The sequence below is a fragment of the Blastococcus sp. PRF04-17 genome, from assembly GCF_023016265.1.
Lineage (GTDB): Bacteria > Actinomycetota > Actinomycetes > Mycobacteriales > Geodermatophilaceae > Blastococcus_B.
On sequence record NZ_CP095412.1, the window covers coordinates 809,717 to 826,921 of the forward strand.

Sequence of the window (17,205 nt, forward strand, 5' to 3'; positions counted from 1 at the left end):
CTCCGGGCGGACGGGTGGGGCGGGACGGAGGAAGCCTCAGCATGCCCGCGTGGCCCCCGTCGTGCAGGCCGATGGCGGGCCTCGACCGGCAGCAGCAGACTGCGCTCGTGCAGACGAGCTCGGCGGGCGCACGGTGAGGATCACCGGGATCGAGACCTTCCTGGTCGCCCCTCGCTGGTTGTTCGTCAAGGTGTCGACCGACGAGGGGATCGACGGCTGGGGCGAGGCGACCCTCGAGGGACGCAGCGCCACCGTCCAGGCGGCGGTGCACGAGCTCGAGGACGTGCTCGTGGGTCGTGATCCGCGCCGGATCGAGGACCACTGGCAGGTCATGTCCAAGGCGGGCTTCTACCGGGGCGGCGCGGTGTTCTCCTCGGCGGTCGCGGGCCTGGACCAGGCCTTGTGGGACATCGCCGGCAAGTCCTACGGCCTGCCGGTCCACCAGTTGCTCGGCGGCCCGGTCCGCGACCGGGTCCGTGTCTACGGCTGGATCGGTGGCGACGAGCCGGCGGAGGTCGCCGATCGCGCCGCGGGGATGCGCGCCGCGGGCTTCACCGCCGTGAAGCTGAACGCCTCGGGCCGGATGGGCCCGCTGGACACGACACTCGCGATCGACCGCACCCTGGACCTGGCCGCCGCGGCGCGATCGGCGATGGGCGAGGACGGCGACTTCGCCCTCGACTTCCACGGCCGGTTCACCACGCCGATGGCGCGGCGCATCGTGGCCGAGCTGGAACCACTGCGGCCCATGTTCGTCGAGGAACCCGTCCTGCCCGAGCACTCGGCCCACCGGCTCCGGGACGTCGTCGAGGCCACGACGCTGCCGATCGCCACGGGGGAACGGCTGTACGGCCGTGCGGAGTTCCTGCCCGTGCTGCAGGCGGGCATCGCGGTCGCCCAGCCGGATGTCGCCCACGCCGGGGGCATCTCCGAGTGCCGGCGCATCGCGGCCCTGGCGGAGACCTTCGACGTCCTCCTGGCGCCGCACTGCCCGCTCGGCCCCATCGCCCTGGCCGCGTGCCTCCAGGTGGACTTCGCGACGCCCAACGTGCTGATCCAGGAGCAGAGCCTGGGCATCCACTACAACACCACGTCGGACCTCCTCGACTACCTCGTCGACCCGTCGGTCTTCGAGTTCGGGGCCGGCTGGTGCGCGCGGCCGACCGGGCCGGGCCTCGGCATCGAGGTCGACGAGGCCGCCGTCCGCCGGGCGGCGGAGATCGGGCACCGATGGCGCGGCCCGATCTGGCGCCACCCCGACGGTTCCTTCGCGGAGTGGTGACGCGAGACCCGCCACGACCGGCTCGCGCCACCGCGCGCTCCGGGGCAGCCGCCGCGGATCAGAAGTCGTGCGCCTCGTCGTAGGCGAGGTCCTCGCTGCGGTCCGAGTCCGCCCTCCGCGGTGGCGGGCCCAGGTGCTCGCCGGACCTCCGCGGCACCGGCCGTGGTTCGTCCCGGACGTCCTGGTGCGCCAGGTCGTACCCGTAGTCGCCGTGCATCTCCGAGTCCACGAGTCCTCCCGAGCCACTGGGGTGGTGGGGCCGATGGTGGCCCCGGCACCCGGCGGAGGCAAGGCCCGGGACGCGTCGAGTCCGTGCCTACCGGCTCGCCCGCTCCATCCCCCGCTCGACCGCCGCGACGAGCTGCGGCCGCAGCTCGGCAGCGGGCACGATCGCGTGCACCGATCCCACCCGCCGGGCCCGCTCGATGTCGTGGATGGCCTCGAACTCGGCGGCCACCTCGCCCAGCTTCTCCGATCGCACGGTCGCGCGGACGGTGGCCAGCTCGGCCCGCAGCCGCCCCTGCTCGACCGGGTCCGCCGAGCCGAGCGCGACCTCGAGGTCACGGACCCGGGGGTCGGCCGCCGTCCGCTTGTCGACCTCGCGGGTGAACACCACCGCCGCCGCCGGGGCGCCGCCGATGACCGAGGCGTAGGAGCCCTCGACCGCCAACACCTCCATGTTGTCGTTCAGCACGCCGGAGAAGACCACGAACGCGCCGCCGTGGTAGCGGGAGATGACGCAGAAGACGACCGGTCCGTCGAAGTTGACCAGCGCCCGCCCGATCTCGGCGCCGTACTCCAGCTGCCACTTGCGCAGCGACTCGGGCGAGCCGTCGAACCCGGACAGGTTGGCCAGCACGACCAGGGGCCGGTTGCCGCTCGCTGCGTTGATGCCGCGCGCGGTCTTCACCGACGACCGTGGGAAGAGCGTGCCGGCGGTCCACAGGTCGGGGCCGTCGGCCGGGTAGGCGCCCCGGCGCGGGATGGGGTGGGACTCGATGCCGAGCACCGTGACGGGGTGGCCGCCGAGGTAGGCGTCCTGGACGACGGCGGTGTCGGCGTCGGCCATGCCCGCCCACCGCTCGAGCACCGGGTGGTCCTGGTCGGTGACCGCCCGCATCACGGTGCGGATGTCGAACGGCTTCTTCCGTTCCGGGTTGGCGGTCGGCGAGAAGACGTCGCCCACGGTGGTGAAGTCGCTGGACGGGTGCGCGTGCGGGAATTCCCGTACGTCGCGGTCCCGCGGGTCCACCGACCTCGCCGGTCGGGCCCACCGCTCCCCCGGCGCCAGGTAGGCGTACTCGTAGTGCCGGAAGAGCAGCTCGCACGCGGCGGTCAGGTTCGGCGCCCAGTACTGCGCCTGGCCGTTGGGCCCCATCACGCGGTCGTAGCCGCCGATGCCGAAGTTGTCCTCGGCCGACACCCCGCCGGAGTAGTCCAGCGAGTGCTTGCCGGTGAGCACCATCGCGCTGTCCGGCGTCATCACCAGGATGCCCTTGGTGTGCATCAGCATCGTGGCTTCGGCGTTCCAGTAGGGCTGGGCGCCGACGTTGATGCCGGCGACCACGACGTTGACCTCGCCGCCGGCCTGGGTGAACTCGATGATCCGGCGCAGCGCGCGGGCCACCCAGTCCATGTTCTCGGTCCCGCTGTCCATGGAGATGCGCGCGCCCGAGGACAGGGCGAACCATTCGACCGGCAGCCCGCGCTGCTCGGCGAGGTCGAGCGCGGCCATCACGCGGGCGCACTCCGGTTCGGCGACGGTGCCCAGCTGCTTGGTCGGGTCGCCGAGCAGCGCCACCCGGGTCATCCCCTCCGGGTACCGGGCGGTCGGCGTGCTCACCACGCCGACGACGATGCCGGCCTTGTTCAGCCCCGGCGGCCGTTCCACCGGCACCAGCCGCCCGGTGTCGTCCAGGTCGTGCTCGACGAAGGAGCCGTCCGGCCCGGCCAGCAGGCCGCTGAGCTCGTACGGGTACACCGCGCCACGGGCCCGGGAGCTGAGCACCTTCTCCGTGTAGTCGTCCAGGGGCCGCATCGGCTCGGTCGGCCGGTCGGTCACCTGCAGCTGCACACCGGTGCCGGGCCGCGCCGAGAACCGCACCGCGACCTCCCGCGGCGGCTGCCCCGGCTGCTGCAGGCGGGCGAACAGCATGATCTGGTCGATGCCCGCGCCGACCGTCAGCGGCGCCACGGCCTGCGCGAAGTTCGCGACCTCGGCCAGCGGCACGTCGATCGAGGGCCAGGCGTACAGGAAGACGCGGTTGTGCTCCAGCGGCCGCCGCGACCGCCGCCGCGACTGGGCGCGGCGCAGGCTGTCCAGGCAGGCGGTGAGCTGCCGCTCCGCGGTCGGGTAGCCGACGATCTCGCCGGCGTCGTCGCGGAGCGGTGCGAGGTCCCGGACCTCGGCCATCGCGATGAACCGCTCGTCGTTCGGGTGGTCCTTGGCCGTGACGTGGAACAGGTAGGTGTCCTCGGCCGCCGGGAGGCGCTCCCCGGCGAAGTTCTTCAGCCGCCACAGGTTCAGCCGCTGGGCGGTCAGCGGGTGCATGCCGCGGATGATGCGGTCCTCCGCCAGCCCCTCGCCCGACGGTCGGAAGGTCACCGTGTCGACGTCGCCGGCGGGCGTGCACACGGTGACCGTCACCCGGCGGACGGACGCCGCCGCCGCGGGCTCGGCCAGCATGCCGCGCAGTTCGTCGGCCATCGCGTCGGAGTCGCCGGGGCGGTCGGGCCAGGAGACGTAGAGGTCGACCAGCAGCGTGTTCGGCTCGGCGACCGCGGCGGCCTGCCTGCGGACCTCCGCCAGCGCCACCGGCAGGTCGCGCATCGGGCCCATCAACGCCACCAGGTGCAGTCGGGTCCCCTGCAGGTCGTAGTCGGCGGTGACGCACGACCGCCCCTCGACGAGCAGGGACCGGACGTTCTGCAGGTCGCGGCTGCGGTAGTACCGGCGCGTGAGCACCTCCAGGACCGGGTCCGGGACGTCGGTCTGCCGCTCGGCACGCTGGGCGAGCAGCCGGATCAGCGGCTCGGGGCTCTCGACCAGCGCCTCGACGCGGCGCATCGCCGCCTCGCTGTCACCGCGCGCGGCGGCCTCCTCCAGCTCGGCCAGGAGTCCGGCGGCCGCCTCCAGGACGACCTGCCGGTTCTCCTGCACCATCGGTTCCTCGAAGTAGCGGAACCGCACGGCACGGGCCAGGTCGCCGACGGCCGGATACCGCAGCTGCGTGGCGACCACGAGCCGGTCGAGGACGTCGGAGACCTCGGCCCGCGCCGGACCGGTCGGCGGCGCCGCACCCAGCCACCGGTCGAGCAGCGCGAGTACGGCGGGCAGCTGGTCGGGGATGCGCTGCTGGGCGAGGAACAGCCGGTGCACCGCCTCCTGCAGCGCGGTCGTCGGCTCGAGGTCCTCGACGCCGTAGTGCCGCACGGCCCGCAGGAGCCGGGCCCGGAAGTACTCGGGCAGTCCCTCGCGCTCGGCGTCGAGGGAGTGCAGGAAGGCGTGGAAGTGCTCGCGGGGGCTGTGGACCTGCTGGTCGGCCTCCTCCTCCGCGCTCGCCGGTCGGTTGCGGGACAGCTCGGCGAGATCGGCGAACGTCGTGAGGACGGCGAGCTCCCCGCGCAGCAGCTCGTCGCCGTCCTCCAGGCCTCCGCGGGCGGCCGCGTACTCGGCCACCAGCTGCCGCGCGTACCGACCGCTGACGTCGAAGCCGGTGATCAGCGCCTGCAGACCGGCCAGCAACGACAGGGCGCGCTCGCCGGCGTGCGCGGGCGTCCCGTCCTCGTGCTCGGGCAGGGAGACGCGCTCGCCGGACGCCTCCTCGGCCTCGCCGCCGGCCCGCTCGATGCTCAGCAGCGCGGCACCGGCATCGACCTGCGCGTTGGGGCGGACGAGCACCTCCCGGACCCGGCCCGCGAACGGCGCGCGCACCGCCGTCTCCATCTTCATGCTCTCCAGCACGACGACCGTCTGGCCGGCCTCGACGTCGTCCCCGGCGGCGGCGCGCAGCGCGACGACCACGGCCGGGGCCGGGGCGCGGACGACGCCTCCGGCGTCGCGGGAGACGCGGTGGGTGACCCCGTCGACCTCGACGAGGTGGGACCCCGTCGCCTCCACGGCCACGACCGACCAGCGGCGGCCGTCGACGCCGAGCCGGCTCTCCAGCGGACCGAGGCGGTCGACGTCGACGTCGAGGTAACGGCCGTCGAGCTCCACGCGGTACCGGTCGGCGGCGATGCGGGCGACGGCCAGCCGGTAGACCTGACCGCGCAGGCCCAGCTCCACCGTGCGGTCCACGTCCAGGGCGGCTCGCGGGCGCCCACCGCGCGCGGAGGCGAGGAACGCCGCCCGCTCCCCCGCCTCCTCGGCGTCGGCGACGTCGATGGCGACCTGCACCAGGGCCACCCACGCGTTGCCCGTGGCGGGGATGCCGGCGGCCGTGCCGGCGCGATCCAGCCACGCCGTGTCGGCGGTTCCGGCGACGACCTCCGGGCGGTCGAGGAGATCGAGCAGGAAGGACTTCGTCGTCGTCCCTCCCCGGAGGACGACGGTGGTCTCGCGCAGCGCGCAGCGCAGCCGGGCCAGCGCCTCGGGGCGGTCGCGGCCCCACGCGATGACCTTCGCGATCATCGAGTCGTACTGGGACGGGATGACGTCTCCTGCGCTGAAGCCGGTGTCGACGCGCACTCCCGGGCCGGTGGGCAGCCGCATGAGCTCCACGCGCCCGGGCGCGGGCGCGAACCCCTGCTCGGCGTCCTCGGCGTTGAGCCTCGCCTCGACCGCGTGCCCGAAGCCGGGCGGGCACTCGCCCACCAGCCGGCCGCCCCCGGCGACGTGCAGCTGCAGCTTGACCAGGTCCAGGCCCGTGGTCTCCTCGGTGATCGGGTGCTCGACCTGCAGCCGGGTGTTGACCTCGAGGAAGGTGAAGAGCTGCTCGTCGGGCTGGTAGAGGAACTCGACGGTGCCGGCGCCGACGTAGCCGGCGGCCTTGACCAGGGCGATCGCCGACTCCCGCAGCGAGCGGTCCTGCTCGGGAGTCAGGGCGGGCGAGCTCGACTCCTCGATCACCTTCTGGTTGCGCCGCTGCACCGAGCAGTCGCGCACGCCAGGGGCCCAGACGTTGCCGTGCTGGTCGGCGATGACCTGCACCTCGACGTGCCGGCCTCCCTCGACGAGCCGTTCCATGAAGATGACCGGGTCGCCGAACGTGCGCTCGGCCTCGACCTGGGTGCGGGTCAGCGCGTCCCCGAGCTCCGCCTCCGAGCGGACGATCCTGATGCCCCGTCCGCCGCCACCGCTGCGCGACTCGACGATGAGCGGGTAGCCGATGGTGGCCGCGTGCCGAGCGCCGTCCTCGGCCCCGGCGACCGGGCCACCGGACCACGCGGCCACGGGCACGCCGGACTGCTCGGCCAGCACCTTGGCCTCGATCTTCGCCCCCAGCAGGCGCATCGCCTCCGGCGGCGGTCCGACGAAGGTCACGCCGAGCTCGGCGCAGAGCTCGGCGAAGGCGGGATCCTCCGCGACGAACCCCCAGCCGACCCACGCGGCGTCCGCGCGGCTGGTGCGCAGCGCCCGGGCGAGCTCCTCGTGGTCGAGGTAGGGGTTCACCGCCCCGCTCTCCCGCAGCAGCACGGCCTCGTCGGCCGCCCGGACGAAGGTGGCGCGGCGCTCGGCCTCGGTGTGGAAGGCGATGACCTTCGTGTCCGTGCCGTGCTCGGCGTTCAGTTCCCGGACGGCGCGGATGAGCCGCAAGGCGGGCTCACCCCGGTTGACGACCGCGATCCGGCTGAACACTGCGCGCCTCCCCCTCGTCGTGGGCCCACCACGACGGCGGGGCTCCGAGCCGGCGACGCGGCGCCGTGGAGGGCACCGCGTCGGGGGGCACCGAAGTTACTGGTCGCAGCATGGTTGGGTCCCGACGACGGCGTCAACCGGACCGGCCGGAGACGGGCATGGAACACCGGAGCCGTTGTCGGGACCTCACAAACGAGGCGGCGCTCCGAGCGGCCTCGGGGACGCATTCGCGCGGACGTCCCCGAGGCTCGTCCGCACCGCTCGGGCCAGCGCGACGGCGTCCGCCGCGACGGTGACGATCGTCGCGCCCTCGGCTGCGAAGGAGGCGGCCTCCCCGGCGTCCGATGCGTGGACGCCGACGGGGACACCGGCGGCGACGGCCCGCGCGACGACCGAGCTCAGGACCGCACGCAGTTCGGCGCGGTGCTCCTCGCCCGACAGCTCCACGGCCAGGCCGAGGTCGCCCGGCCCCACGTACACCCCGTCGATGCCGTCCACGGTCAGGAGGTCGTCGAGGTCGGCCAGGGCGGATGCCGTCTCGACCATGACGATGACGAGCGGGCGCTCGGCGCCGCCGGACAGCCGACCGATCGACCGGGTCCCCGCGGGCGCGTACCGGCAGGCGGCGACCACCTCGCGGGCGTGCTCCGCGTCCCGCACGCCCGGCACGACGACGCCGTGGGCGCCGAGGTCGAGCGCCCGGCCCACGTCCGGGAAGTGCGGGCTCCGGGTGCGGACGAGCGGCACCGCGCCGGCCGTGCGGATCGCCGCTGCCACACCCGGGAGGTCGGCCTCGCCCGTCGCGCCGTGCTGCAGATCGACGACGACGAAGTCGGCCCCCGCCCGGCCCAGGAGCTCACCGGTCACCGCGCCCGGCAGCATGCTCCACACCCCGTGGCACGGTCGGCCCGACATGAGTCTGTGCCGCAGCTCGTCGGCGTCCATCAGACCGACCGGTCGGCGAACGCGGCCGGGCGCTGGTGGGCGTCGTCCCGGGCGATCACCGGGCCACGCTGACCGGCGGAGCCGCCTGACGAAGGGGCGCTACCCATGCCCCCGGACGGCGACGTGACAGGCGTGGGCTGGAATGCTTCACGGACCGAGCCGCGCGGCATCCACCCCGACGAACTCCGCCAGCTGGACCCCGTGTTCCTGGGCGATGAGCTCCGCCGCCTTCTCGCCGATCATGATCGAGGCCGCGTTGGTGTTGCCGCTGACCACGTTCGGCATGACGCTCGCGTCGGCGACCCGCAGCCGGTCGACCCCGAGGACGCGCAACCGGGGATCGACGACCGACCCGATCCGGCAGGTGCTGGTCAGGTGGTAGACGGTGAACGAGTAGTGCCGCGCCAGGTCGACGATGAACTCGTCGCTCGGCACGTCACCTCGCGCGTAGCCGTGCTTCTCGGCCAGCCGCCGGGGCACCATGAGATCGCCGATCTCGTGGGTGCGCCCCATCTCGGTGACGATGTCGAGCGCGCGGCGCACCACGGCGACCATCACCTCGAGGTCGTGCGGATCGGCGAAGTAGTTCATCCGGATGTCCGGGGGCGCCAGCGGGTCGGCGGCGGCCAGGCGGATCTCCCCCTCGCTGTGCGGCTGCACGGGATTGGCCAGGACGAAGATGTTCTCGGCCGTGGGACCGAGGGCCAGGGCCGGGTCGTCGAAGTACTCGGCCGGGTCGGCGCGCAGGCAGGCGTTCCAGATGTCGACGTTGTACCCGCAGACGAAGATGGCGATCTGCGCGTCGTGTGTGTGCCCGTCACCCAGGCCGGTCGACAGCCAGGCACCCGCGTCGTACAGGGACGACGACGCCAGCCCCTCGCCGGTCGTGAACCATTCGGTGAGCTGGCGCTCGGCCTCGGCCTTGAGTGCCTGCAGCTCCGGCGGCAGGGCCGCGTCGTCGGCCGGGTCGGCGGGGAGCGGGCCCGCCGGCGCCCGCAGCGCGTCCGGTCCCATGGCGACTCCCATGGCGGCCATCGAGACGCCCAGCCCCGGCGCCGGGAACATCAACCCGAGGTGCAGGTGGTCCTTGAGGTGGCTGCCGACCTCCGGGAGGTCGAGCACGCACGGGACACCCACCGATTCCAGGTGCTCGCGCGGCCCCACGCCGGAGAGCATGAGCAGCTGCGGCGAGCCGACCGCGCCGGCGCTGAGGATCACCTCGCGCTCGGCCTCGATCACCTCGGTAGCGCCGTCCGCGGTCACGTACTCGACCCCGGTCGCCCGGAGGTCGCCGCCCTCCCCCGCCGTGAGCACCCGGGTGGCCTGGGCGCGGGTGATCACCGTCAGGTTCGGCCGTTGCTCGACCTCCCCCTCGAGGAACGCGTGGTAGGTGCTCGACCGCTTGCCCTGCCGGGTCGTCGTCTGGAACAGCGAGACGATCCCCTCGGGTCCGCCCCGGTCGCGCCCGTTGTAGTCCGCGAGCGCCATGCCGGTGGCGACGGCCGCGTCGACGAACGCCTGCGCTCCCGGGATCACGGGCCGGCGCACCGACACCCCGAGCGGGCCGTCGGTGTTGTGCGCGGGCAGGTCGAGCGGGATCGCCTCGCTCGGCACGAGGCCCTCGCTCTTCCTGAAGTACGGCAGGACCTCGTCGTAGCTCCAGCCCTCCGCGCCGCCGGCGGACCAGGAGTCGAAGTCGCCGGGATGCCCCCGCACGTAGGCCAGGTAGTTGATCCCCGACGACCCACCCAGCATCTTGCCGCGGGGGACCATCATGCGGCCCTCGCGCAGGCCCTTGCCGCAGCCGCCCGCGTCCGCGGTCAGCATCCAGTCGGTCTCGGGGTCCACCTGCAGGACCGGGCCGGCGGCCGGCATGAGCTCCGCGGCAGGCGGCGGACCGCCCGCCTCGATGAGCGCCACCCGGACGTCCGGATCCTCCGACAGGCGCGCAGCCATCACCGCCCCCGCGGAGCCGGCACCGACGACGACGAAGTCCACCGCGCTGGGGACGGCGCGAACGTAGCGCCGGTCAGCCGCGAGGGAAACCGGAGTCGCGCCGGGCCCGGGCGGCGCCGGCCAGCTCGTCGAGCATGGCGGCGGTCATGTCGAGGTCCACGCAGGCGTCGGTGACGCTCTTGCCGTACTCGAGGACCTCCGGGTGCTCCTGGTCCAGGTCCTGCCGACCGGCGACGAGGTTGCTCTCCAGCATCACGCCGCGGATCGCGGTCTCCCCGCCGGCGATCTGTCCCGCCAGGTCGTGCACGACGTCGCGCTGGCGCAGGTGGTCCTTCTGGCTGTTGCCGTGGGAGGCGTCCACGACGACGACCTCCGGCAGCCCTCGCCGTCGGAGGTGCTCCCTGGTGTCGGCGATGTGGGCGGCGGAGTAGTTCGGGCCGGACTTGTCTCCCCGCAGGATGACGTGGGCCGTGTCGTTCCCGGTGGTGGACAGCTGGGCGGTCATCCCGTGCCGGTCGACGCCGAGGAACTCGTGCGGCGCCCGCGCGGCGACGACCGCCTGGACGGCGGCCTCGATGCTGCCCTCCGGTGAGTTCTTGAACCCGACGACGGCCGAGAACCCGGACACCCGCTCGCGAGCGGTCTGGTCGGTGACGTTGCGCGCACCGACGCCGTTGTAGGTCACCAGGCCGTCGACGTACTGGGGGGTGAGGGCGTTGAGCGGCTCGGCAGCCACCGGTACGCCCATGGCGGTGATGCGGCCCATGATCATGCGGGTCGCGATGAGACCGACGCTGATGTTGTTGGAACCGTCGAGGTAGGGGTCGTAGGCGAAGCCCTTCCAGTCGACCTCGGTCCTCGGCTTCTCGGTGTAGGTCCGCATCACGATCTCGAGCGCGTCGCCGTGCCGCTCCCGCATCCGGCGGAGGAACCCGGCGTACTCCAGCGTCGCGGCCGGGTCGTGGATCGAGCAGGGTCCGGCGATCACGCCCAGTCGCCAGTCGGCCGACCGGACGATGTCGGCCATGGCCCGGCGCCCGTTCCCCGTCGTCCGGGCCGACGACGCCGACAGCGGGAGCACCGTGGCCACGGCCTCCGGCGTCACGACGACGTCCAGCCCGACGATGCGGGTGTTCGTGAGGCCGGCGAGGTCGACCGGCTCCTGCTCCTGGTAGCCCAGCTGCCGGCGGACCTCGGGCAGCAGCCGCGACTGCGTGGCGTCCACCTGCTCGTTCACCAGCCGCTGGACCTCGAGCAGGCGGTCGGCGATGCGCTGTGCGACCCCCAGGACCTGGTCCCCCGGGACGCCGTCGTCGTGTGCCGTCACCGGCTCATCGTCGCAGGCGCGGCTCATCGGGCCCGCGCTCGTGGTCAGCGGAGGCCGACGGCCGTCCACGACACCGGCGGCAGCGTCACGCGCAGGGTGTCCCCTGCGATGAGCGCTCGATCGTTGGCCCGCAGCCCGACGCGGTCCTGCCGCTCGCCCGTGTTCGCCGCGTGCGGATCCGGGTCGGCCAGTGTCCACGCCTCCTCGACGGAGCCCACGCCGAGGGCCGCGAGGTCGACGGAGACCTCCGCCTCCTCCGTCTGCGACCGGTTCACCAGGAACAGTGCGACCGCGCCGGCATCCGTGGTGGCGGCCGCGTCGACCAGGGGCACCTCGCCGTACCGGGCGGTGTCGTACCCAGGGGTGTCGATCCCCACGTGGAGGGCGAGGCCGCGGGCCAGGCGCGAGGTGGTCGCGAACGGGAAGAAGGTCGGCTTGCGCCACGCCGGTCCCTGCGGCTCGGCGGCGATCGGGGCTATGACGTTGACGAGCTGCGCGATCGAGGCACTGGTCACCCGGTCGGCGTGGCGGATCAGCGACATCAGGAGATTGCCGACGACGACGCCGTCGGCCACCGTGTAGGGCTCCTCGCTGATGGGAGGTGCCAGAGGCCAGTCGTCGATGCGCTTGGCCAGGCCCGTCGGCACCTGGGACAGGTACCAGACGTTCCACTCGTCGAAGGAGATGTCGATCGTCTTCGAGCTCTTGCGGACGGACTTCACGTGGTCGGCGGTGGCCACGACCGTCTCGATGAAGTGGTCCATGTCGGTGGCCGAGGCGAGGAAGGAACCGAGGTCGCCGTCCTGCTCCTCGTAGTAGGCGTGGCAGGAGATGAAGTCGACGTCGTCGTACGCGTGGGTCAGGACGACGCGCTCCCACTCGCCGAAGGTCGGCATGCCGGCGCCCGACGAGCCGCAGGCGACCAGTTCGAGGCCGGGGTCGACCTGGCGCATGGCCTTGGCGGTCCGGGCGGCGAGCTTGCCGTAGTCCTCGGCGGAGAGCTGGCCCAGCTGCCACGGGCCGTCCATCTCGTTGCCGAGGCACCACATCCGGACGTCGAACGGCTCCTGGCGCCCGTTCCGGATCCGCTGGTCCGCGAGCGTCGTGCCGGACGGCACGTTGGCGTACTCGAGCAGGTCCAGCGCCTCGAGCACGCCGCGCGTGCCGAGGTTCAGCGCGAGCACGAGCTCGGCATCGACCTTCTCCAGCCAGGTCGCGAACTCGTGCAGCCCGACCTCGTTGGTCTCGCTGGAGTGCCACGCCAGGTTGAGCCGGCGCGGGCGCTGGTCGCGCGGGCCGACGCTGTCCTCCCACCGGAAACCGGAGACGAAGTTGCCTCCGGGGTACCGCACCGCCGTCACCCCCATCTCCCTGACCAGGTCGATCACGTCCCGGCGGAAGCCGTCCTCGTCGGCCTCGGGGTGCCCGGGCTCGTAGATGCCCCCGTACACCCCGCGGCCCATGTGCTCGACGAAGGCGCCGAAGAGCCGGCGGGAGACCGGGCCGACCGGTCGGCTGGGGTCGATCGTGAGGCGCGCGCGCAGCATCGGGCTCCCGGGATCAGGCGGACGGAGGGGAGGGCTCGAGCCGGCTGCGCAGCCAGGCGACCTGCACGCGCCGGTGGAACGCCTCTCCCCCTCGTGGTCGTTGAACGGGTAGATCGACAGTTCCTTGGGCCCGCCGTAGGCGGCGTAGGCCGCGAAGACCGTCGAGGGCGGGCAGATCTCGTCCATCAGGGCGACGGAGAAGAGGGCGGGGGCTGACGCCCTCCTGCCGAGGACCGCTCCGTCGAAGTGGCTCAGGGTCTCGAAGACGCGGTCGACGTGGTCGCGGTGGGCCTTGAGGTACCGCACGATCTCGCCGTACGGGTCGCCGGCGGCGATGCGCACGGCCCGCGGGAAGTCGCAGAGGAACGGGACGTCGGGCAGCACGGCCCGCACCCCGTCGGCCAGGGCGGCGACGGCGAGGGAGATGCCGCCGCCCTGGCTCGCGCCGGTCACCGCGATCCGTTCGCCGTCCACCTCCGGTCGTCCGCGCAGCACGTCGAGGGCACGGACGGCGTCGGTGTAGACCCGCCGGTAGTAGTAGTCCTGCGGCGACAGCACGCCGCGGGTCATGAACCCGGGCTGCGCCGCGGCGGAGCCCACGGGGTCGCCGGTGTCGCCCACGGTCCAGCCGCTGCCCTGGCCGCGGGTGTCGACCACCAGGTGCGCGAAGCCCGCCGACGCCCAGAAGACGTGCTCGTGCGCGAGGCCCCGTCCGCCGTTGTAGCCCTGGTACTGGACCACGCCCGGCAACGGGCCGCGCTCACGCAGTGCCCGCGCCGGCAGGTGCAGCCAGGCGCTGACCGGCGAGCCGCCGAACCCGGCGAACGTCACGTCGAACGTCTCGACGGTCACCAGCCCGGAGTCGACGGGCGTGCACGCCGCGGCGAGCGGCCACCGGTCCGCCTCCTGGAGGGTGGACGCCCAGAACGCGTCGAGGTCGGGCGGGGCCGGGAGGTCCGGGGCGTAGCGGTGCAGCTCCTCCAGCGGCAGGTCGGTCTGCGGCATCAGCCCGCGCTCTGCTCGACGACGACGTCCGGGTGCAGCCGGCGGTCGGGGCCGACCGTCCGGCGGCTGCCCGCCAGGGTGAACGGCAGCACCTCCCGCACGTCGGTGCTCGAGGCGCCCACGCGCAGCTCGATGTCGCCCGGCTCGACGATCCGCGCGCCGTCCCGGCCGGTGAAGGACGTCAGGTCGGCGTGCAGGGAGAACCGGACCGTCGCGGCGGAGCCGGCCGCGAGGTCGACGCGCCGGGCGGCGACGAGGGCCTGCACCGGACGGACGACCTCGGCGACGGGGTCGTGCAGGTAGACCTGCACGACCTCGGTGACCTCGCGGTCGGTGTCGTTCCGGAGCTCGACCGACAGCTCGACGGTGCCGTCGGTGTCCCAGGTCGAGCCGCCGTCGGCCCGCACGCCCGTCCAGGCGGCCGAGCCGTACCCGAGCCCGTGTCCGAACGGGAAGAGCGGGGTGGGGTCGACGACGCTCACGTCGTTGCGCCTGCCCAGGGGCGCCGCCAGGTAGGTGCCGGGCTGGCTGCCCTCCGCCCGGGGGAAGCTGACCGGCAGCCGGCCGGACGGAGCCACCCGCCCGCTGAGGACGTCGGCCACCGCCGGGCCGCCCTCCTCGCCGGGGAAGAACCCGCACACGACCGCGGCGAGCCGCTCGACCTGACGGGACAGCTCGTAGGGACGGCCCACGAGCAGCACGAGCACGACCGGGGTCCCCGTCGCGAGCAGGGCCTCGAGCAGCTCCTCCTGGCGGCCGGGGAGCCGGAGGTCGACCGCGTCGCAGCCCTCCCCCGAGGTGCCGTTGCCGAAGAGACCCGCCTGGTCCCCCAGGACGGCGACGCACACGTCGGCGTCCGCGGCGGCGCGGACGGCCGCCTGGATGCCCTCGTCGTCCCCACCGAGCACCGGACAGCCCTCGGCGACGACGACGTCGTAGGCCGCCGGTGACGACTGCAGCGCGTCGGCCAGCGTCGGGATGTCGACGCCGACCGGCACGTCCGGGTGGTGGACGCCGACGTGCATCGGGAAGGAGTAGCAGCCGAGCATGGCCTGGGCGGTGTCGGCGCGGGGACCGACGACCGCCAGTCGCAGCCCCGGTCGCAGCGGCAGGGTCCCGTCGTTCGAGAGCAGCACGACGGAGCGCCGTGCGAGGTCTCCGGCGACCGCCCGGGACTCGGCGGAGTCCAGCGTGACGGCGCCGTCGAGGACCGCCGGGGAGTCCGGCGACCAGTCGGCGTCGAGGAGGCCGAGCTCGCACTTCTGCAACAGCACCCGGCGCAGCGCCCGGTCCACCAGTCCCTCGTCCACCGCGCCGCTGCGCACCGCCTCGACCAGTGGCTCGCCGTAGCAGCTGACCGTGGGCAGCTCCACGTCGATGCCCGCCTCCAGGGCGCGCGCGGCTGCCTCGCCCGGTGTGCCGGCCACGCCGTGCAGAGTCTGCAGGAAGGCGACCGAGAAGTAGTCGGCCACGACGGTCCCGGTGAACCCGTAGGTGTCGCGCAGCAGGGTGGTGAGCAGGGCCGCGTCCACGGCCGACGGGACCCCGTCGATGTCCGTGTAGGAGTTCATCACCGAACGCGCGCCCGCCTTCAAGGCCATCTCGAACGGCGGGAGGAGCACGTCGGCGATCTCGCGGGGACCCGCGGACACCGGCGCGAGGTTGCGCCCCGCCCGGGAGGCGGAGTAGCCGACGAAGTGCTTCAGGGTCGCCACGATGCCGCTGGACTCCAGGCCCCGGACGTAGGCGCTGCCGATCGTCCCCACCAGGTGGGGGTCCTCGCCCATGGTCTCCTCGACCCGCCCCCAGCGCAGGTCGCGGACGACGTCGAGCACGGGCGCCAGGCCCTGGTGGACGCCGAGCCGCCGCATGCCCTGCCCGATGAGCGCACCCATGCGCTCGACGAGGTCCGGGTCGAAGCTCGCCGCCCAGCACAGCGGCGAGGGGAAGACGGTCGCGGTCCAGGCCGCGAGCCCGGTCAGGCACTCCTCGTGCACCAGTGCCGGGATCCCGAAGCGGCCGGCCGCCATGATCTGCCGCTGGCTCTCCGCCAGGCCCTTGGCGCCGACGAGCGGGTCGACCGGCGCGGTGCCGAAGGGGCGGGTCAGCTGGCCCAGGCCGCTGCGGATCAGCTCGTCCCAGTCGACCGGGGCCGCGGCCATGTCGTGCTGGTGCGGAGCCACCTCGCCCTCGGTCTCGTCGATGCCCACCCACACGCCGTACAGCTGGGCGACCTTCTCCTCCAACGTCAAGCGGTGGACGAGGTCTGCCACCCTGTCCTCGGCGGGGATGCCGGTGTCGCGCCAGGGCGCCGAGATGTCGTCGTTGGTGACCATGGCTGGAGAAGTCCGTCCTGTCTCGTCGGTGCGGTGCGGTGGATCGGAGGCCACCGGACGTGTGTGGTGGGTGGTGGTCCGGCCGTCAGGGCAGGATGACCACCGGCGACGGGGCGTCCTGCTGCAGCGTCCACTGCGCGGAGCTGTCGCCCGCCGAGACCGTGTAGTCCCCGGCCCATCCGCGGACCGGGACCTTGCCCTCGCTGTCGGTCCGCAGCCGCGTCGGAGCCAGCCACCACTCACCCTTCACCAGCCCCCTGAGGGCCTCGTAGGCGGGCTTGGGGGTGCCGTCGGCACGGACGAGACCCGCAGGCGCGCCGAGCCAGGAGCCCCGGTCGGTGATACCCCAGTAGGTGATCGCCTCGACCGAGGGATGGGCCAGCAGCGTCCGGTAGTGGCGGACGATGTCGTCGGCCTGCCGCTCCTCGCCCGCGGGCGTGGAGGGCCACTCGGCGACCTGGTAGTCGTTGAGGTCCACGATCTCCGGGGGCATCAGGTCACCGGACAGGAGGGTCGTCTCCGTCCAGTGCAGGGGGAGGCCGTAGCGGGCGAACCGCTCGAGGACCTCCTGGGTCCGCTCCTCGCCCCAGTAGCCCTGGTGCATGTGGCTCTGCAGCCCGATCGCGTCGACCTGGACCCCGGCCTCGAGCACGCCCTCGATCAGGCACTCGTAGGCCGTCGACAGGTTGAAGTCGTTGAGCACCAGCGTCGTCGTGGGGTTCGCCCGGCGCGCCTCCTCGAAGGCCAGGCGGATGGTCGGGATGCGGCCGATGCGGCGGCACAGGCGGGTGATCGCGTTCGGCACGCCCTCGTCGGGCGGAGGCTCGTTGGCGAAGACCGGCATGATGACGACCTCGTTGATCGCGTCCCAGGTGTCGATCAGGCCCGCGAACGACGTCACCTCCCGCGCGACCCTCGCGCGCACGATCTTCTCGACGTCCTCGTCGGAGTACCGGCGCAGCCAGTCGGGGGCGAGCGTGTGCCAGACGAGCGGATGTCCCTTCACG

General features: G+C 73.5%; 9 protein-coding genes. 1 reads left to right on the forward strand and 8 read right to left on the reverse strand.

Features of this window, described 5'->3' with window-relative positions; genetic code table 11:
- The first annotated feature begins 133 nt into the window (after positions 1-133).
- Positions 134-1,282 (forward strand): galactonate dehydratase, encoded by a 1,149-nt coding sequence (gene dgoD, locus MVA48_RS04140; protein WP_246986118.1) that lies wholly within the window; start codon positions 134-136, stop codon positions 1,280-1,282.
- Positions 1,283-1,340: 58 nt separating this feature from the next.
- Here the strand turns inward: dgoD and MVA48_RS04145 are convergent, their stop codons facing one another.
- The 8 genes from MVA48_RS04145 to MVA48_RS04185 form a co-directional block, all read right to left on the reverse strand.
- Complete coding sequence (locus tag MVA48_RS04145; RefSeq protein WP_246986120.1) at positions 1,341-1,511, reverse strand: hypothetical protein; 171 nt, start codon at positions 1,509-1,511, stop codon at positions 1,341-1,343.
- Between the two features lie 87 nt (positions 1,512-1,598).
- Complete coding sequence (locus MVA48_RS04150) at positions 1,599-7,082, reverse strand: ATP-binding protein (RefSeq protein WP_246986122.1); 5,484 nt, start codon at positions 7,080-7,082, stop codon at positions 1,599-1,601.
- Between the two features lie 186 nt (positions 7,083-7,268).
- On the reverse strand, positions 7,269-7,964 hold the full coding sequence (locus tag MVA48_RS04155; RefSeq protein ID WP_246986123.1) for an HpcH/HpaI aldolase family protein: 696 nt from the start codon (positions 7,962-7,964) through the stop codon (positions 7,269-7,271).
- A 210-nt stretch (positions 7,965-8,174) separates the two neighbouring features.
- Positions 8,175-10,025 (reverse strand): GMC family oxidoreductase, encoded by a 1,851-nt coding sequence (locus MVA48_RS04160; RefSeq protein WP_246986125.1) that lies wholly within the window; start codon positions 10,023-10,025, stop codon positions 8,175-8,177.
- Positions 10,026-10,056: 31 nt separating this feature from the next.
- Positions 10,057-11,310 (reverse strand): 3-deoxy-7-phosphoheptulonate synthase, encoded by a 1,254-nt coding sequence (locus tag MVA48_RS04165; RefSeq protein WP_246986126.1) that lies wholly within the window; start codon positions 11,308-11,310, stop codon positions 10,057-10,059.
- Positions 11,311-11,354: 44 nt separating this feature from the next.
- A complete protein-coding gene (gene arfA, locus MVA48_RS23715; protein ID WP_305852286.1) occupies positions 11,355-13,862 on the reverse strand; it encodes an arabinosylfuranosidase ArfA in 2,508 nt (835 codons plus the stop codon).
- Positions 13,862-16,198: a glycoside hydrolase family 3 N-terminal domain-containing protein gene (locus MVA48_RS04180; protein ID WP_246986127.1), complete on the reverse strand. Its 2,337-nt coding sequence runs from the start codon at positions 16,196-16,198 to the stop codon at positions 13,862-13,864. Before MVA48_RS04180 ends, arfA begins: the two co-directional genes overlap by 1 nt.
- A gap of 85 nt (positions 16,199-16,283) precedes the next feature.
- Positions 16,284-17,204 carry an endo-1,4-beta-xylanase gene (locus MVA48_RS04185; protein WP_246986131.1) on the reverse strand — a complete coding sequence of 307 codons (921 nt, stop codon included), beginning with the start codon at positions 17,202-17,204 and terminating at the stop codon, positions 16,284-16,286.
- Between the last annotated feature and the right edge of the window lies 1 nt (position 17,205).

Excerpts from the sequence above, each read along its gene's own strand:
- arfA (WP_305852286.1), bottom strand. The coding sequence starts at position 13,862 with ATGCCGCAGACCGACCTGCCGCTGGAGGAGCTGCACCGCTACGCCCCG.
- MVA48_RS04180 (WP_246986127.1), bottom strand. The coding sequence starts at position 16,198 with ATGGTCACCAACGACGACATCTCGGCGCCCTGGCGCGACACCGGCATC.
- MVA48_RS04155 (WP_246986123.1), bottom strand. The coding sequence starts at position 7,964 with ATGCTGCCGGGCGCGGTGACCGGTGAGCTCCTGGGCCGGGCGGGGGCC.